General features: G+C 50.7%; 20 protein-coding genes and 2 tRNA genes. 18 read left to right on the forward strand and 4 right to left on the reverse strand.

From position 1 onward, the window contains the following. Position 1: 1 nt before the first annotated feature. From AC1RVX_RS24270 to AC1RVX_RS24285, 4 genes are all read left to right on the forward strand, one after another. Positions 2-775, forward strand: coding sequence for a class I SAM-dependent methyltransferase (locus AC1RVX_RS24270; protein WP_493219159.1), 774 nt, complete (start codon positions 2-4; stop codon positions 773-775). Then, positions 768-1,202, forward strand: coding sequence for a ribonuclease HI (rnhA, locus tag AC1RVX_RS24275; RefSeq protein WP_493219160.1), 435 nt, complete (start codon positions 768-770; stop codon positions 1,200-1,202). Before AC1RVX_RS24270 ends, rnhA begins: the two co-directional genes overlap by 8 nt. A 92-nt stretch (positions 1,203-1,294) precedes the next feature. Further along, on the forward strand, positions 1,295-2,125 hold the full coding sequence (locus AC1RVX_RS24280; RefSeq protein ID WP_493219254.1) for an AraC family transcriptional regulator: 831 nt from the start codon (positions 1,295-1,297) through the stop codon (positions 2,123-2,125). 114 nt (positions 2,126-2,239) lie between these two features. Next, positions 2,240-3,181 carry a DMT family transporter gene (locus AC1RVX_RS24285; protein WP_493219161.1) on the forward strand — a complete coding sequence of 314 codons (942 nt, stop codon included), beginning with the start codon at positions 2,240-2,242 and terminating at the stop codon, positions 3,179-3,181. A 91-nt stretch (positions 3,182-3,272) separates the two neighbouring features. Here the strand turns inward: AC1RVX_RS24285 and AC1RVX_RS24290 are convergent, their stop codons facing one another. Beyond that, positions 3,273-4,073, reverse strand: coding sequence for a MipA/OmpV family protein (locus tag AC1RVX_RS24290; RefSeq protein ID WP_493219162.1), 801 nt, complete (start codon positions 4,071-4,073; stop codon positions 3,273-3,275). Between the two features lie 361 nt (positions 4,074-4,434). On the opposite strand from AC1RVX_RS24290, the gene AC1RVX_RS24295 reads away from it, so the two are divergent. Genes AC1RVX_RS24295 through AC1RVX_RS24325 form a run of 7 tightly spaced genes read left to right on the forward strand, consistent with a single transcriptional unit; the run spans position 4,435 to position 9,952 of the window. Next, positions 4,435-4,620, forward strand: a complete 186-nt coding sequence (locus AC1RVX_RS24295) for a hypothetical protein (protein WP_493219163.1) — start codon at positions 4,435-4,437, stop codon at positions 4,618-4,620. A 31-nt stretch (positions 4,621-4,651) separates the two neighbouring features. Further along, positions 4,652-5,686 (forward strand): ferritin-like domain-containing protein, encoded by a 1,035-nt coding sequence (locus tag AC1RVX_RS24300; RefSeq protein WP_493219164.1) that lies wholly within the window; start codon positions 4,652-4,654, stop codon positions 5,684-5,686. 17 nt (positions 5,687-5,703) lie between these two features. Continuing rightward, on the forward strand, positions 5,704-7,386 hold the full coding sequence (locus AC1RVX_RS24305; protein ID WP_493219165.1) for an outer membrane protein assembly factor BamB family protein: 1,683 nt from the start codon (positions 5,704-5,706) through the stop codon (positions 7,384-7,386). A 4-nt stretch (positions 7,387-7,390) separates the two neighbouring features. After that, entirely contained in the window at positions 7,391-7,933 is a 543-nt protein-coding gene (locus tag AC1RVX_RS24310) for a manganese efflux pump MntP (RefSeq protein WP_493219166.1), read from the forward strand. A gap of 5 nt (positions 7,934-7,938) precedes the next feature. Further along, a complete protein-coding gene (locus AC1RVX_RS24315; RefSeq protein WP_493219167.1) occupies positions 7,939-9,201 on the forward strand; it encodes a PQQ-dependent sugar dehydrogenase in 1,263 nt (420 codons plus the stop codon). Next, the gene (locus AC1RVX_RS24320; protein WP_493219168.1) at positions 9,198-9,422 is read left to right on the forward strand and encodes a hypothetical protein; all 225 of its coding nucleotides are present in this window, start codon (positions 9,198-9,200) and stop codon (positions 9,420-9,422) included. Before AC1RVX_RS24315 ends, AC1RVX_RS24320 begins: the two co-directional genes overlap by 4 nt. Before the next feature lie 32 nt (positions 9,423-9,454). Next, positions 9,455-9,952 (forward strand): lipocalin-like domain-containing protein, encoded by a 498-nt coding sequence (locus tag AC1RVX_RS24325; protein WP_493219169.1) that lies wholly within the window; start codon positions 9,455-9,457, stop codon positions 9,950-9,952. A 66-nt stretch (positions 9,953-10,018) separates the two neighbouring features. Here the strand turns inward: AC1RVX_RS24325 and AC1RVX_RS24330 are convergent, their stop codons facing one another. Beyond that, positions 10,019-10,657: an NAD(P)-dependent oxidoreductase gene (locus tag AC1RVX_RS24330; RefSeq protein ID WP_493219170.1), complete on the reverse strand. Its 639-nt coding sequence runs from the start codon at positions 10,655-10,657 to the stop codon at positions 10,019-10,021. A gap of 123 nt (positions 10,658-10,780) precedes the next feature. Here AC1RVX_RS24330 and AC1RVX_RS24335 point away from each other — a divergent pair, with 123 nt between their 5' ends. Further along, positions 10,781-11,680, forward strand: a complete 900-nt coding sequence (locus AC1RVX_RS24335) for a LysR family transcriptional regulator (RefSeq protein ID WP_493219171.1) — start codon at positions 10,781-10,783, stop codon at positions 11,678-11,680. Here AC1RVX_RS24335 and AC1RVX_RS24340 read toward each other — a convergent pair. Further along, positions 11,670-12,149: a GNAT family N-acetyltransferase gene (locus AC1RVX_RS24340; protein WP_493219172.1), complete on the reverse strand. Its 480-nt coding sequence runs from the start codon at positions 12,147-12,149 to the stop codon at positions 11,670-11,672. The two genes, AC1RVX_RS24335 and AC1RVX_RS24340, sit on opposite strands and share 11 nt — an antisense overlap. 64 nt (positions 12,150-12,213) lie before the next feature. Continuing rightward, complete coding sequence (locus AC1RVX_RS24345) at positions 12,214-12,618, reverse strand: VOC family protein (protein WP_493219173.1); 405 nt, start codon at positions 12,616-12,618, stop codon at positions 12,214-12,216. Positions 12,619-12,982: 364 nt separating this feature from the next. Between AC1RVX_RS24345 and tolA the strand changes: the two genes are divergently transcribed. The 6 genes from tolA (at position 12,983) to AC1RVX_RS24375 (ending at position 16,855) form a co-directional block, all read left to right on the forward strand. Beyond that, positions 12,983-13,852: a cell envelope integrity protein TolA gene (gene tolA / locus AC1RVX_RS24350; RefSeq protein ID WP_493219174.1), complete on the forward strand. Its 870-nt coding sequence runs from the start codon at positions 12,983-12,985 to the stop codon at positions 13,850-13,852. A 15-nt stretch (positions 13,853-13,867) separates the two neighbouring features. Next, complete coding sequence (gene tolB / locus AC1RVX_RS24355; protein WP_493219255.1) at positions 13,868-15,145, forward strand: Tol-Pal system beta propeller repeat protein TolB; 1,278 nt, start codon at positions 13,868-13,870, stop codon at positions 15,143-15,145. A 43-nt stretch (positions 15,146-15,188) separates the two neighbouring features. Then, entirely contained in the window at positions 15,189-15,716 is a 528-nt protein-coding gene (pal, locus tag AC1RVX_RS24360) for a peptidoglycan-associated lipoprotein Pal (RefSeq protein WP_493219175.1), read from the forward strand. Between the two features lie 103 nt (positions 15,717-15,819). Beyond that, positions 15,820-16,581 (forward strand): tol-pal system protein YbgF, encoded by a 762-nt coding sequence (gene ybgF / locus AC1RVX_RS24365; RefSeq protein ID WP_493219176.1) that lies wholly within the window; start codon positions 15,820-15,822, stop codon positions 16,579-16,581. A gap of 67 nt (positions 16,582-16,648) precedes the next feature. Further along, positions 16,649-16,724 (forward strand) — tRNA-Lys (locus tag AC1RVX_RS24370). Between the two features lie 55 nt (positions 16,725-16,779). Then, positions 16,780-16,855: transfer RNA gene (locus tag AC1RVX_RS24375), tRNA-Lys, on the forward strand. Positions 16,856-17,115 lie beyond the last annotated feature (260 nt).

The following is a 17,115-nucleotide window of genomic DNA, read 5'->3' on the forward strand; positions in this document are numbered from 1 at the left end:
CATGGAAGCTTTGGAAAAAAACATTATAGACCTGGGTGCCTGGTTAGAGTTGCCAGCCGGCCTGTATATCCGTGAGTGGGAGCAAAATCTGCTTGACACACTGACGGTGGATATCTTTGGCTATAATGCGCTGCAAATCGGTTTGCCGCAAATTGATGCGCTGGCGGCCAGCCGTATGCCGCATCGCTGGTTGACTGATTCGCGTTTTCCTGACCCGGCAACCCCTAAGCAAAACCGTCCGACTGTGGTAGTGCACGATTTTGCCGAACTGCCTTTTGAATCCCAGAGTATCGATTTGGTTGTGCTGCCGCATGTGCTGGAATTTGCTGATGAACCACATCAGATCTTGCGTGAAGTGGAAAGGGTGCTGATACCCGAAGGCCGGGTCATCATCAGCGGCTTCAATCGCACTAGTCTATGGGGGGCAAGGCAGGCCAGTGGGTGTTTGAGCAAAAATTATTTCTTACCCAGGGAAGGCGAGTTTATCAGCCATCCACGGCTTAAGGATTGGTTGAAATTATTAAATATGGAAATCGGCAGCAGCGACTTTGGATGCTATGCACCACCTTTTAAATCGGAAAAATGGTTGCAGCGTAGCCGTTTCATGGAAAAAGCGGGTCAACGCTGGTGGCCTTATTTGGGGGCCGTGTACATGTTGCAAGCGGTGAAACGCGTCAAGGGTATGCATTTGATTGGACCTGCCTGGAAGCAAAAACCTGTACGCTCGGGGCACGCGCTGCCGGTCGCCAACAAATCAAAAAATGAACATGGATAAAATAGATATATACACGGACGGTGCGTGCAAGGGTAATCCCGGCGTAGGTGGTTGGGGCGCCTTGCTGGTTGCAGGTGACAAGAAAAAGGAATTATTTGGTGGCGAGAAAGAAACCACGAATAACCGCATGGAATTGATGGCCGTGATACAGGCCCTGGGTGCCTTAAAACGCCCTTGCCAGATCACCCTGCATACCGATAGTCAGTATGTCTTGAAAGGTATTACTGAATGGATTACCGGCTGGAAAGCCAAAGGCTGGAAAACCGCTTCCAAGGCACCAGTCAAGAATGTTGATCTGTGGCAGCAACTGGATGAAGCACGCAACACCCACGAAATAGACTGGCGCTGGGTGCGCGGTCACACCGGTCACCCTGGTAATGAGAGAGCCGATCAGCTTGCCAACCTTGGTGTTGAGTCGGTGTTATAGACCGATGCAACATATTGCCTGCCATGAAGTCACCAGTGACAAATACCAATAGCAAGCAGGAGCACCTTGAAGGTAAAGCCAGCAAGGCAGACCTGGTATTTCCTGGTGTACCTGAAGTGTTTGAGCATGTGTCTGACAGAGCTGAATTCAAGCGGCTTGCGCATCGCCCAGGCATAGAGTTATATCGTGCCCATATCGTTGCCCATGCATTTGAACCACATACGCATGAAGCCTTTGGTCTGGGGGCTATAGAATCCGGCGTAGAACGATTCCGTTACGCTGGCAGTGATCATCTGGCACCCAAGGACACCGTCGTGATGATGAACCCGGATGAGTTGCATACCGGCAGGGCAGAGACGGCAACAGGGTGGCGCTATCGCATGCTGTACATAGACCCGCAAGTGATCGAGGAAATTACTGGCGAACACGGCTGGTGGTTCCGCGATGCAGTGGCCCATGATGCACTGAGTGCCCGCAAGCTCAGTTATTTGCTCGAACAGTTGTGGCAGGCAGAAGATGAGCTGAGCTTTGATAGCCTGATGTTTGAATTATTGTCCGGGTTTCGTCAGCATGCCTGCATAGACAGACCCCAGGGGGCAGAAGCCAGGCAGCGCTTTGCTGATGTCCTGGACTATATGCGCGCCAACCTGGCAGATGCACTTAGCCTGGACAAGTTGGCCCTGGTAGCGGGCCTGAGCCCTTTCCATTTTTTGCGCAGTTTTAAAACACAATATCATGCCACCCCGCAGCAAATGCTGATGGCCTTGCGCCTGTTCGAAGCCAAGTGTCTGCTTGGCAAAGGCTTGCCACCTGCGCAGGTAGCGGCGGCAACCGGGTTGACTGACCAATCCCACCTGAACAAGGCATTTGTGCGTCGCTACGGTGTTACCCCGGCACGTTATCAGCAGCAAGTGCGTGGTTAAACACATACCTGATATCTGCAACCTCATTCCTCAAAATTGCCGTTTAAGCGCAATCTGGTACAAGACAGAATACGGCGCAGCTTTTAAGCTGGCTTTATTTGTGAAGGACCAGAAATGTGGGCAGGTATCTTTTATGCGTTGGCAGCGGGTTTGATGTGGGGGCTGGTATTTATCGGCCCTCTGTTATTGCCTGAATATCCGGCGGCCTTGCAATCAGTGGGGCGTTATCTGGCATTTGGCCTGATTACCCTGCCTTTAGCCTGGCTGGACCGTCGGCAATTGCGTTTGCTGACCAGGGCCGACTGGCTGGAAGCACTGAAGCTGGCAGCCGTTGGCAATCTCTTGTATTACCTTTGCCTTGCCAGTGCCATACAGCGGGCGGGCGCACCTTTGCCAACCATGCTGATAGGTACTTTGCCGGTGGTGATTGCGATTACCGCCAATTACCGGAATGCCGAGCGTGATGGTCGCATCGCATGGCGTCGCATGCTGCCGTCTTTATTGATGATAGGGGTAGGCGTTGCCTGTGTGAACCAGGCAGAAGTCGCCGCCATGAAAACGGCAAACCGTGCCGATCTGCTGACGTATCTCAGTGGTGCTGGCCTGGCTATCATTGCCGTGGCTTGCTGGACCTGGTACCCGCTGCGCAATGCAGACTGGCTGCGTCATCATCCGGACCGTCATCCGCGTGTATGGGCCAGTGCTCAGGGTGTGGCAACCCTGCCACTGGCAGTGCTGGGTTATTTGCTATTGTGGGGCGGCATGGAAGCTACGCAGTTGAATTTCCCTATGCCGTTTGGCCCGCGACCCCAGTATTTCATTGGTCTGATGCTCATCATCGGCTTGTTTGCGTCCTGGATAGGTACTTTGTGCTGGAACAAGGCCAGCCAGTTATTGCCCACCAATCTGGCCGGGCAACTGATTGTCTTTGAAACCCTGGCAGCTCTGTCCTATGCCTTTATTTTGAAACGGCAATTTCCTGAACCTGTGACCTTGCTAGGCATAGTCTTGTTGATTGCCGGCGTCATGACTGCCTTGCGTAACAAGCCGGAGTAAGATGCAAAAAAAAAACGGAAAAAAAGCGGAACTGTGTAGGGAGGCACAGTTCCGCTGTCAAACACACTTACAGGTAGAGCGTGGAGGAAAATCAGAAAGCGTAATTCACTGTAGTGATGAGGAGTGGATTGGTCTTCTTTTTGGTCAGAGGACTGTCGCCTGCATCGCCCAACACTTGCGAGACACCAGCAGCCGTGCGTACAGACCAATTTTTGTCAATCACATGTGTCCAGGCGACAGTGCTGGTGGCTTGTGAGAAGCCGGCTTTCGCGGTAAAGGCTTTATAGCCGGAATTAGTACTTTGCGTAGGTGTCACGCCAAAGTAAGTCTGGTTGTATTTGGCATCGCCATAATTGAGCGATGCACCAATTTCCACTTTGTCTGTATTCGTCTGCATCAGTGGTGCTGACAATCCAAAGCGATACATATTTCCGTTCTCACGATTCGACAACGCCAGGTTGGCATCAACGGTGGCATTGACCAGACCTGCAATATTAGTACCCGCATGCAGATTGGTAGTGACGGAACCTTTAATATCTCCCATGCCCTTCAGGTCATCCGAGCTGAACAGGGAGCTTGAATTGCGGGAGTCATCACGACCGGCACGGTAACCGACTGCTGCACTGAAGTTGAAATCATCGACTTTCTTGGCAAAGCCAACACCACGTGTGGTGCTTGCAAAAAAGCCATTTTTGTTCTTGTATTCACCAAAAATTGCAGGGCCGAAGCGATTTTTCTTCGCACCTATGTATTCAGGTCCATAAAATACGCCAGCACCAACGACAGCTTCAGATTCTGCTTCAGGCGCCGTCTTGTCTTCTGCATGCGCAGAAAATGACATGGCCATAAAAGTGGAAAGAGCAATGGCACTGAGTTTGAAAATAGTGTTCATGGTGATCCTTTATTCGAGAGACGCAAAATACTTACATTTTGGCGACTTGCTGGTCGCCCAAAGCTCTCCGGCGGAGAGTTCGGAGCGAAGTCTCGCAAAGAATGAATACCAATGCCAATTGAAAATGGCAGGCTTCGTCTGTCTGCACGTCAGGTACTGGAACTTGGTACTTTCTGTTGATATCTAAATAATTTATGGCAGAAAAGTGAACTTCTCCTTGATTTGTTAGTGCAGATATAGCGCTCTTTGAGGTCAACATCATTCCAATTTTAAATTGTGAAAATGACACACATTTGCTAAATTAATCTCGTTTTCATCTTATTTTTATAATAACTCCTTGCATATTTTGCAATCGTGAACGATGATAAGAAAACCACAAAATGCTGACTACATTATGGCCAGCATTGCCACATCATCGCAGTACCAGATGGGAGATGACGATGTATCAGGAAAATGCCACATACCAGTGTCGGCTGGCGCAGGAGGTCTGCAGGAAATCCACGACATGCTCGCCGGGTTTGCTGGTCGTATCCAGAAAGTGATTTAACCGCAAGTTCTGATTCCAGTAAGGAGAATTCATGATTCGCCTCAAACATGCACTGATTGAAAGTCATGACAATAGCTTTGAAGGCAGGCTGAAAGCACTCAAGCATTCATTGCAAACTGCCATCGAGCTAGAACACTCGACCATTCCGCCATATCTGTATGCCTTGTATTCGATCAAGACGGATCGGAACCTGGAAATTGCCCATCTCATCAAATCCATAGTGAAGCAGGAAATGCTGCATATGGCGCTGGACTGCAATGTCCTGAATGCGATAGGGGGGCACCCGAAAATCGATCATCCCCGCTTTATCCCACACTACCCAGGCCATCTGCCTGGTAGCGTGGAAGATAGCTTGATCGTACCGCTGGCGGCTTTGTCCAAGCAATTGGTGTACGACGTGTTTATGGTGATAGAAGAACCTGCAAAAACGGTTGATGGTGTTGATCCGCCACCAGAGGGCATGACGATAGGGCAGTTTTATCAACACATACAAAATGAAATTACTGCGCTCTGCAAACTGGGAAATATTTTTACTGGCGACCCGGAAAAACAGTTGGTTACAGGTTTCCCGGAATTGCAGAACAAAGGTGTGACTGATGAAGCCAGTGCTCTGGCAGCCATAGATATGATCGTTGAGCAAGGCGAGGGCAGTGATGTCAGCCCCATCGATCCCGAACATCAACTGGCTCACTATTACAAATATGCCGAAATTTATTATGGCAGGAAAATCATTCCCAACCCTGATCCACAACCCGGAAAACCGGCGTGGGTATTTGAAGGCCACCGCATCGAATTTGATGCTGATGGTGTTTACCCCGTCATCAGCAATCCGCAAAGACTTAGCTATGTCAGCAAGCCACGTATTGAAGACCTGAACCTGACTTTCAATAGTACCTATTCCGACATGCTGCGCAAACTGCATGCCGTATTCAATGGCCAACCAGACAGGCTCGCACTGGCCTTGTTGTCCATGCAGGCACTGCGCGAACAGGCGCAATTGTTGATGACGCAGGAAGTGGTGCCTGGCCAGACTGCCGGTCCGACCTTTGACTATATTCCAGCCTGATTTTTTGGAGAACATTGATGACACAAACTAATTGGTGGATGTTTCATGGTGATACGGCGCATACTGGCGAGGTAAAGGGCAGCGATATCAATCGTGACAGCCTGGACCGTTTCACGCTGCTGCATGACGTACCCATTCCCGGCCCGGTATTGTCAGTGCCAGCCATCGTGGATGGCTATCTGTATGTAGGCTTGGCGAACAACCATGAATTGCCTGGTGCAAACGGCGGCAAGTTCATGAAAATTGAACTGGCCAGCGGCAAGACAGTGGCACATTATGAATGGCCGATAGACCCGGCAGAAGGTGATACCCACGGCTTCATGGGCATGGGTTGTACCCCGGCGATATGGAATAATAATGTGTATTTCAGCGCATTCAATGGCAAGTTTTACTGTCTGAATGCGACTGACCTCAGCCTGAACTGGGTGGTTGATTTGCGCCATGCCGACCCGGATTACAACCAGCCTACGACTAACCTGGGCGATGTCAGCGTAGGTGTGCCGGCTGCTGGCTGGTCGTCTCCGGTCATTGCTTCGCTGGATGGTGAGAATGGGCTGGTGTTTGTTGGCATGGGCGAGGGTGAAAATCCTGGCTGTTTCGGCTTTGTGTATGCGCTGGATGCACTGACCGGTCAGGTGCAATGGATCTACTGCACTTGCCAGTATGAAGAAGGCGTGCCCAATTTGCCGAACGTGCTGCCGCCTGAATCGGTATCTGGTACTTTGCCAGCGATGTATTCAATAGGACCGAATAATCCTGCCATTCGCGGGGCTTCCGTCTGGTCATCCATTGCCTATGATGAACGACTGGACCGCCTGTATTGTGCGACCGGCAATCCTGTGCCGGACAGTGCTTTGCCCAGCAAGGGATTTTCCAACGGCATCTTGTCACTGGATGCCGCGACAGGCACGTTCCGTGGTTTTTTCCAGCCACCACCTGAAAGCAGTTATCGCTCCACCGACGTGGATGTTGATTTCGGTGGGTCACCAACCCTGATGACCATCAATGGCCAGCGTGTGGTCACAGCCGGTTGCAAGAATGGCGGCTTCTTCCGGTTGGATGCCGCCACGCTGGAATTGCTGAACTGGCGCCAGTTGCTGCCTTACTACAATGACGGCAGCCAGATTCCAACTGTTGACCCGCATGTGTCGCCAAATGATCCGCGCCTTGATCCTTATGTGTCAAATCATGCTTCCGATGAAGAAGACCAGGAAAATTATTCCGGCACCTACAGCACGGCTGCCGTGCATACAAAACTGGGGCGTTTGTATATGGGCGTCGGTGGCAATAATTATCATGATGTCGAAGCCGGTATCGATTACCGTACCACGCCTTTCATGCGCGCGCTGGATTGGGAAACCCTGGAAGACGCCTGGGCCATGGATGACAGCGATCCCCGGCTGTATATCGAATCACAGCCGCCGATGTACAGAACCCCGGGCGAATCTGGTCTGAGCTCGCCTGTGGTGGTGAATGACCTGGTATTCTTTTCCACCTCCAAAGTGGCAGTGTATGCCTTTGATGCCTATACCGGCAAAGTGTTGTGGCAAGACCAGTTGGGTGAACAGACCGGTGGTATGAATGGCGGTTACGGCTACTGTCTGGGGCCTGCCGTTGCTGGCAACTACATGGTGGCGGGTGCACTGGTATTTGGCAAACAGGGCGGCGTGCTGCGTATCTACGGTTTGAAAGACAAGTGAGGCTATGATGCTTGAAGTTATTTTATTTGGTGTTGCCGCTGGCCTGGACAATTTGCAGGCAGGTTCTTCCATAGGCCTGATGCCCATGCAACGCCGGCGCCTGCATCTGTTGGCCCTGGGATTTTGTATCTGCGAACTAGGTGGTGCCGTACTCGGCCTGTTGTTGGGGAAGGCTTTTCTTGCCCAGATTGGCCCGCTGGCGAATGGTCTGGCACCACTGGTGATGCTGACATGCGGTCTGGTGATTTTGTGGCTGGCCTTTCGTAACGAGTCAAAAGCCTTGCCGCATTTTGTGAATCACAAAGCCGTGCTGTTCTTGTTGCCTGTATCACTGAGCCTTGACAATGTGATTGCTGGTGCTGGCATCAGTTTTTCCAGTGCCCCGGTACTCACTTCTGCCATTGTGGTTGGTGTGATCAGTGCTGTCATGGCTTGTTCAGGGTTATATCTGGCCAACTGGTTGCGCCGGTTTATGCCAAGGCGCATAGAAATGATAGCAGGTGCTTACCTGTGCTTTCTTGCTGTCCGCATGATGGTTGCTGACTGACGACCATGCGTGCATTCGTTACCGAACTTAATTTTCCCACCAGCCTGGCGCTGGCACCGGATGGTCAGGCCTACGTGGCGGAATCAGGTTTGCCCTTTGATCATGCACCCAAAGGCGGGCGTGTATTACGTATCAATGAAGATGGCAGCGTGGCCGAGTTGCTTAAGGATTTGCGGCAACCTGTGAATGGCCTGGTCTGGCATGACAACGGCCTTATCATCTCTGAAGGCGGTTTTCCGGGGCGCATCAGCCGGCTTGATCTCGCAACTGGTCAGCGCCATACCCTGCTGGATGATTTACCTGGTTTTGGCAACTACCATACCAATATGGTGGCCATAGGCCCTGATCATAAAATCTATTTTGGCCAGGGCGCGATGACCAATAGCGGTGTCATCGGCACAGATTCGAATGACCTTGCATGGCTGCGCGAAATCAAACATGCGGCAGATATTCCCGGCTATGACATCAGCCTGAGCGGACAAGTGGCGACCATTACCGATCCGGAAGGGAAGCTGGTGTCCACCAGCGCCTTTGCCCGCTATGGTCATGTACATGCAGCGGGTACCCGCATGCCAGCGCAATTGCCCTGTACTGCCAGCGTCATGCGTTGCAATCTGGATGGCAGCGACCTGGAACTGGTGGCCTGGGGCGTACGCAATGCCTATGGCTTACTGTTCTTGCCGGATGGCCGTTTGATCGCAAGCGAGCAGGGTACCGATGTGCGCGGCGTGCGCCCGGTCTGGAACTGCCCTGATTTTCTGTTTGAGATCAAACAGGGTGCCTGGTATGGCTGGCCAGATTACCTGGGTGGAAAGCCGATTAGCTCACCCGCTTATCGCAGCCCGGAAGGTACGGCACAGGACTTTGTGTTGACCAACCACCCAGAGCTGCCTCCGCCAGAATCACCACTGCTTGCATTTGAAGTCAATGCCTGCGCCGTCAAGATGGCACTGATACCTGACAAACTGTCGCATGCCGGTGACTTGCTGGTGGCACAGTTTGGTGATGAACGTCCCATGACCGGGCCACCCGGTCCGCGTGTCGGTCGTAATCTGGTAAGGGTGAATACCCGCGACTGGAGCTTGCATCCCATGCCGCAACTACCTTGGTACAGACCCATTGATGTGGCGTTTTCTGCTGACGGTGCCTATGTCTATGTGGTCGACTTTGGCGATTTTGAATTTACTGCAAAAAAAGACATTGTGGCGCGCGCCGGTAGTGGCGGCGTCTGGAAAATACCTGTTGATTTTATGGAGCTGAGATCATGAGCATGGTTTCTTTTGGAAAAGATATTGCCCCGCTGTTCAATCAATTTCGTGCCTCCATGATGTGGCGGCTTGACCTGACCAATTATGAACAGGTCAAAGCCAATGCCACGATGGTCCTGGCGCAGATTCAAAATGGCATGCCACCACCACCGTATCCACCTCTGACCAAAGAACAGGTTGCCATGTTTCAGGCATGGATGAGCCAGGGTTTTCCAAAATAGTTTATTTCCAATATGGAAGAAAGAGAGACATCATGAGCCTGAACGCACATTCCATTATCGGCAGCTGGGAAATGGTCGAAGCCTGGGATATAGGCGATGACCCGAGTGACCCGACCAAAAAAACCTACCCATGGGGACATCCATCTGCTGGCTACTGGGTCTATGACAAGAGCGGGCATTTCAGCCTGATGATTTCGCAAAATCCACCGCTGGCGATTCCGGCAGATCCCTTCAGCGGTGCACCGCAGCCTTCTTGGCTTACGCCGCAAAAGCCGTGGGAAGTACCGCATTCATTGCTGATTGATACGTTTGCGACCGCCAGCCCTTACGCCTACTTTGGCAGCTATACGGTGGAGATGGATAATAATCATCCGCACCTTGGCGGCACGATAGTCATGAATGTATTTTCTGATGTCATGCGGGCGTACACCGGCACCGTGCAAAAGCGGGATTTTCTTTTTGATGGTAACGATTACCTGAACGTGGGTACGCCAGGCCAGTATTTGCGACGCCTCAAGCGTTTGACCTGAGGCGGGTCTCAGCAGAGCATCCTTGGGTTTTGCATGTCCGGGCACGTCCTGTGCCCAGACTTTTATTCAATAACCGACGGTAAAGCGCTGGCGTGGGTGTTTTGCCTGCTCAAGTTCATCGATCATGGCGACGGCATAGTCTTCGACCGAGATATGGCTGTTGCCATCTACTGCCACCAGCAACGTATCTTTGCCGAGACGGAATTGTGCTGTACGCTGGCCAGGAGCAATCATGGCGGAAGGGCTGAGCATAGTCCAGTTCAGACTGCTTTCATCACGCAAAATTTGCAGGGCAGCGCGGGCACCTTCAGCAGATGCACGGTACGCATCGGGGAAACCCGGCGTATCCAGCACCTGTACGCCGGGTGCGACTTCCAGCGAGCCAGCACCACCAACCACCAGCAAGCGCGGTGCATTCACGCTTTTTGCTGCTTGAATGATGTTCTTGATACCACTGACATAATAGCCTTGCACATCACCATTTGCGTGACCGCTGAAGGCGGTGATGATGGCGTCAAAACCAGCCAGTTGCTCAGTCAGTGCAGGCAGATTTTGCACATCAGTGGCAAAGGCCGTCAGATTGGTTGCTGCTGTCAGTTTTTCCGGGTGAGCCACAAAGGCACTTACTGTATGTTGTCTTGATAAAGCTTCTTTTAAAATGGCGGAACCGATAAAACCACTGGCGCCTATCAATGCGATATTCATTTTCTTCTCTTTCATAAAAGTGTTGATAGAAAGCAGTCTGCCATTTTTAATTGACTGAATAAACGTGATAATTGATAATTAATTGTTCTATTCTTCTTATCAATTGACACGTAAGAGGCACATATGGCTGCGCTGGATCAGATCGATTTGAACAGTCTGACGATTTTTGACGTAGTAGTTGAGGCTGGCAGTTTTACAGCGGCAGCCGATCGCCTGGATGTCGCCAAGGCAAAAGTCAGCGTACAAATCAATCGCCTGGAACGTCAGTTGGGGACCGCTCTGTTTACCCGTACCACACGCAAGATGATGTTGACTGATGCCGGACGGCATTTGCATGAGCAATGCCAGCCTTTGTTATCCGGCTTGCGTGACGCCCTGACGCAATTGGATAGTCAACAGAGTGAGCTGACGGGTTTGCTGCGGCTATCGGCCAGCGTCAGTCATGCCACGTTGTCGGTTGCACCTGCTGTAGCTGAATTCTCGCGGCTCCATCCAAATTTGCGCATCGATTTGCGTACTGGCGACCGCATTTCGGATCTGGTGGCAGATGGTATCGATTTATCTTTCCGCATGGGCTGGTTGCGTGACTCTTCGCAAAGGGCTATCAAGCTGGGAGAGTTTCAGCAGTTTCTCGTGGCTGCTCCTGCTTACCTGAAAAAACACGGCACACCAAAAGTACCTCAAGATTTGCGTGAACATCAATGGATAGCCCTGTCCTTGTTACCGACACCCCTGACCTGGAAAATTACGGATGCCAAAGGGAGCGTGCAGACCATACACATGAAATCACGCATGCAGGTTGATTCACCGAATGCCTTGCTGGCGCTCTTACAAAATGCCGCTGGCATATCGGCGATGGAAGAGCTGAGCTCGGTTTCCGCCATCGAGGCAGGAAAACTGATACGTATCTTGCCAGATTACGAGTTGCCAAAAGGTGGCCTCTACGCAGTATTGCCGCCTGGCCGGCATGTTCCGGCCAAGGTCAGGGCTTTCATCGATTTCTATAAAGATTTTATTGCCTAGAGACTGTTGCAAGCCTGGTCAGTACTTCACCCTGCAGACGGCGTACCGTCATATGGCTTGCTTCTGTCGCACCGATGGAATCATAAAATTGCTTGCTCATGGCTTTGTCTTTGACGGTGAGCCATTCGATTTTGCTACAACCATGAGCCAGGGCGACACCGGCCAGATGCTGCATGGTGGCTAGTGCAAGCCCCTGACGCCGGTAATCAGGATGTATGTAGATGGCTTGCATATACATGTCCCGGACACCTGTGAAGGTACCCCATTTCCACGAATAAATGACAAAGCCGGCAATATTCTGCTCAAACAGAATAAACTTTGCCATGGCTGCCGGTTCGGGGCCAAAGAGCGCATTGAGTAATGCTGCCTGGTCAGTGCGTATTTCTTTCACGCCGTCGCTACGTCCCAAATCAATGAGCATTGCCAGTAAAGTATCGATTTCTGTTGCTTCTACGTTTTTGCATTCCATGTCAAATGAGGTCCAGGTGATACGTGTGATGTGATTGGTCAGACAGTTTCATGCGCCAGATTTTCTATTTTCCGTGTATGGGTAAAGCTGCCCTGACTTGAAATACATTACCTTCAGGGTCATGACCGTCACAAATGCGGCAATGCTGGAATTCCCATTCGCGTTCAGGCGCATCAATTGGCCCACCCAGGCGGGTTGCTGTTTCCCTTGTCTGGTTGATATCGGTAACGGGCAAGATTAATTTGATGGCAGTATTTTCCCTGCGTTCAGGCGGAGTTTTGATGTCAATGTTATCTGCAATATGATGTGGTATCGCGTGTATCACCAACTGGAAATGGGACAACGCTAGAATCGAATGCATGTCGTCGGCATGGCTTATGTGGCACTGCATGATTTGCTCATAAAATTGACTAAGCCTGGTCAGATTCTTTGCGTAAATGACTGCGCCTGGAATAGGTAAGCTGGACATGATGTACTTAAATGAGGTGACTGCCTTGGTTGAAATACCGCTAAGAACCCGTTTACGATCTGTAGCGAGCGTGCGTGATCGAGGCTCATGTACCAGAACATTCCGCTTTTTGCGCTGCGCTTAGTGACCCTGACCTCGCTGACGCACGCTCGCTACAGATCGAAAACAGGTTCCAAGTAGGTGGAAACGGTGATCAAATTTTACACGGATTGGTTTTTTGTTATGCACGAACTTGTCAAGTCTTGAGGGAAATTCCACTTTGCAGTTTATAATTTCAGCTGTTACAACAATTAGATTGGCACTTTGCTACTGATTAGGCGAGCAATTCCCGGAACCAAGTCAGGCAAATGAAGTCATATCGGCTATGAATCAGGTTTCCAAGCAAGCGTATCCAGGTAATCACCGGCATCAGTCAGGTCAATTGCGGTCCGTCATATTGGCTGCACTTGTGCACGTTCTTTTGATCGGTTTTTTGTGGATAGGCATACGCTGGCAAAATAAGGAAAGCACTGCAGTTGAGGCTGAAGTGTGGGATATGACCACACGTGAAGCGGCTCCCAAACCCGTTATCCAGCCGGATCCACCACCGGTTGTTGAAGAAAAGCCCAAAGAACCGGTCCCTGTGAAGGAAGAAGTCAGGCAGGAAGACCCGGAAATCGCGATCGCCCAGGAAAAAAAGCGCAAGTTGCTCGAAAAGAAAAAAGAAGAAGAGCAGCAACGCGAATTAGCTGAGAAAAAGCGCAAGGAAGAGCAACAGGAAAAACTGGCCGAGCAAAAACGCAAGGCAGAGAAACTGGCATTGGAAGATGCTGACAAAAAGAAACAACAGATCAAGGATAAGCTTGCCAGTGATAAATTGTTCAAAGAACAAATGCAGCGCATGACGAACCAGGCAGCCAATACGGGCAGTGGTGGTTCCGGCGTTGTTGCCAAATCGACAGGGAATAATCGCGGCGACCCCAGTTATATTGCAAAAATTGCCGCCAAGGTTCGTTCCAACACCAATTTCAGTGCAATTGACAGCACGGCCGGTAATCCTACAGTCGAATATCGCATTGACCTATTGCCAGATGGTTCACTCCGTGGTGCAATACGCAAACTTAAATCATCGGGGATACCCAGCTTTGATGAAGCAGTGGCAAAAGGTATAGAAAAGTCTGCGCCTTTTCCTCGTGACAAGTCAGGCGAAGTGCCTCCCAGCCTGGAGCTGGTTTATCGTATGAAGGAAGAATAAATACCAATGATGTCCATGTTGAAGAAAATTGCGGTGTCCACCGTGTTGGCCGCAGTAGGTAGTCTGAGCGGCCTGGCACCTGTGTATGCACAAATACGGGTTGAAGTGTCTGGTGTGGGTTCCAACCAGATCCCGATTGCCATTGCCGGCTTTACCGATGAAGCCCTGACACCCCAACAGGTGACCAGCATCATCAAGGATGACCTGAACCGTAGCGGTTATTTCAGGCTGATTGATACCAATGTCGTGCTCAATGAAAATGCTGCCATCAATTTCGGTGACTGGAAATCCAAAGGCGCGGATGCCCTGGTCGTTGGCAGCGTGCAAAGCCTGAGCGATGGCCGTTTTGATGTCCGTTATAAATTGTTTGATACGCTGAAATCTGCTGCCCTGGCTGGTTTTTCGGTATCTGCGCCGCCAGGTAACATCCGTTTGACAGCACATCGTATCGCAGATGATATCTATGAAAAGCTGACAGGTGTCCGTGGCATATTTTCTACCCGCATATCCTATGTCACCAAAGCTGGCTCTGAATACCGTCTGGAAATTGCCGATGCTGATGGTGAGGGCATCAAGGTTGCCCTGCGTTCTGCCGAACCCATCATTTCACCGTCATGGTCGCCAGATGGCACCAAGGTGGCCTATGTTTCTTTTGAATCCCGCAAACCTGTTATCTGGGTCCAAAACCTGATTACCGGTGAGCGCACCATCATCGCCAACTTCAAGGGTAGTAATTCTGCGCCTTCCTGGTCGGCAGATGGCAGCAAATTGGCTGTTGCACTGTCACGTGATGGCCAAACCCAGATTTTTACCGTTAATGCGAATGGCGGTAACTTGCAAAAATTGACCAGCAGTTCCGGCATTGATACCGAGCCGCAATTTTCTGCAGATGGTCAATCAATTTACTTCCTGAGTGATCGTAGTGGCGGCCCACAAATTTATCGCATGAGTACTGCGGGCGGCGAAGCAAAAAGGGTAACCTTTAGCGGCACTTACAATATCACACCAAGAATATCCCCGGATGGCAAGACTTTGGCTTATATTTCACGTCGTGAAGGCAAATTCCAGTTATATGTCATGGATTTGGCCAGTGGTCAGGAGCAAAGATTGTCTGATACCACCAAAGACGAGTCACCGAGTTTTTCACCCAATGGCCGTTACATCATGTATGCCACAGAGTCAGGCCGTCGCGGCTCGCTCGCCGTGGTATCGGTAGATGGCAAGGTGAAGCAGAAATTGACGGTCCAGGCCGGAGATATTCGGGAGCCCACCTGGGGTCCTTTCATGAAATAAGCCGTATTTATTTCGGTATTCATTTATTTAATCAGGAGAGAAAATGCGTTTCACATCCCAATCCAAGACTCTGGCCATGCTGATTTCCAGCATCGTTCTGATGACTGCTTGCGCTTCCAAAGTGCCTCTGGCAGATAAGGCGAAAGTTGAAGAAAAGCCAGTTGCCGCACAAAACAACCAGGCTGATCCTAACGCCGTCAAGACGGTAACAACAACAGTTGACCCATTGACGCAAGGCGCATTGGCAAAACGTAGTGTGTATTTTGACTATGACAGCTATGTCGTTAAAGATGAGTTCAAACCTGTTATCGAAGCCCATGCCAAATTTTTGGTGGCAAACAAAAATCGCGGTATTCTGATTCAAGGTAATACGGATGAACGTGGTGGCCGTGAATACAATCTGGCGCTTGGCCAAAAACGTGCTGAAGCAGTACGTAAAGCCCTGAGCCTGTTGGGTGTACCAGAAGCACAAATCGAAGCCGTTTCTTTGGGCAAAGAAAAGCCGAAAGCAACTGGCAGCGACGAAGCTTCCTGGGCTGAAAACCGTCGTTCAGACATCCTGTACAAGTAATCTTCGTGTCTGGAGACCTGACATCACCTGGTCTTCATTCGCGTTCAACGCCGGATAGCTTGTTCAGCTTTTCCGGCGTGTTTCCATTTTTTTGCAGATCGCCATGAAACTCAATTCCATACGCACTTCTTTCATTGCAGCGGCTATCGCCATTGCACTGGCACCTTCTGTCGCGTCAGCCGGCATTTTTGATGATGATGAAGCACGCAAGGCCATACTGGATCTGCGCAACAAGGTAGATGCTGTAAGCAACAAGCTTGATGCGAAGCTGGAATCCAAGGCAGACAAAAGCACGGCGCTTGAACTGGCCAATGAAAATGAGCAGTTGCGGGCAGAAATGGCCAAACTGCGCGGGCAAATTGAAGTGCTGAGCAATGACCTCGCCAATACCCAGCGCCGCCAACAGGATTTTTATGTCGATCTGGACAACCGCGTCCGCAAGCTCGAACCCAAGCGCATGACCGTGGATGGCAAGGAAGCGACAGTGGATGTCAATGAGCAGCGCGCCTTTGATGCTGCCATGAATCTGTTCAAAGGGGCAGACTACAAAAATGCAGCGGCTGCGTTTTCCAGCTTCATGGTGAACTATCCGCAGTCGGCCTATGCTGGTTCTGCGCAGTACTGGTTGGGTAATTCGTATTACACTCAGCGTGATTTCCGCAATACCATCGCAGCCATGCAGCAACTGGTAAAGACGTATCCCGATCATCCCAAGGCACCAGAAGCCATGCTCAATATCGCTTCCTGCCATATGGAATTGAAAGAAAAAAACGCTGCCAAGAAAGTGCTGGAAAGCCTGATTGCCCAGTATCCTGACACGGAAGCAGCACAAGCCGCCAAGAACCGCTTGTCAGCCATGAAGTAAGCCCAGTCTTGATAATCTGCCAGCAGCGTTGACAGGGTAGCCTGAACATACTATAATCTCGGTCTTCGGGTCGTTAGCTCAGCTGGTAGAGCAGCGGACTTTTAATCCGTTGGTCGCAGGTTCGAATCCCGCACGGCCTACCACGAATACCAAAGACTTAGGTCACATCACTAAGTCTTTATCTTTTTTAGCAGTTTTGGGTCGTTAGCTCAGCTGGTAGAGCAGCGGACTTTTAATCCGTTGGTCGCAGGTTCGAATCCCGCACGGCCTACCAAAACAAAGGACTCAGGTGTCATACCTGAGTCCTTTTTTGTTTTTCTGCTCAGATATCTGTAATACTGAATCAGCGGCTTGCATTTTGTAGTGGGGGACAGTGATATGCATGGCATAAATATCCTGTTACGTCACAGCCAGCATTTGAGTGTGGATGGATGTCATTGTCGATAAATTGAGTCAGTCCATCTGGTTTTCTTTTGTGGCCTGTGGAATTATCATGCCCTATGTTGAAGAAGTATAAGATACGAGTAAATCACC

The sequence above is a fragment of the Undibacterium sp. GW821-FHT11B02 genome (genome assembly GCF_058808955.1).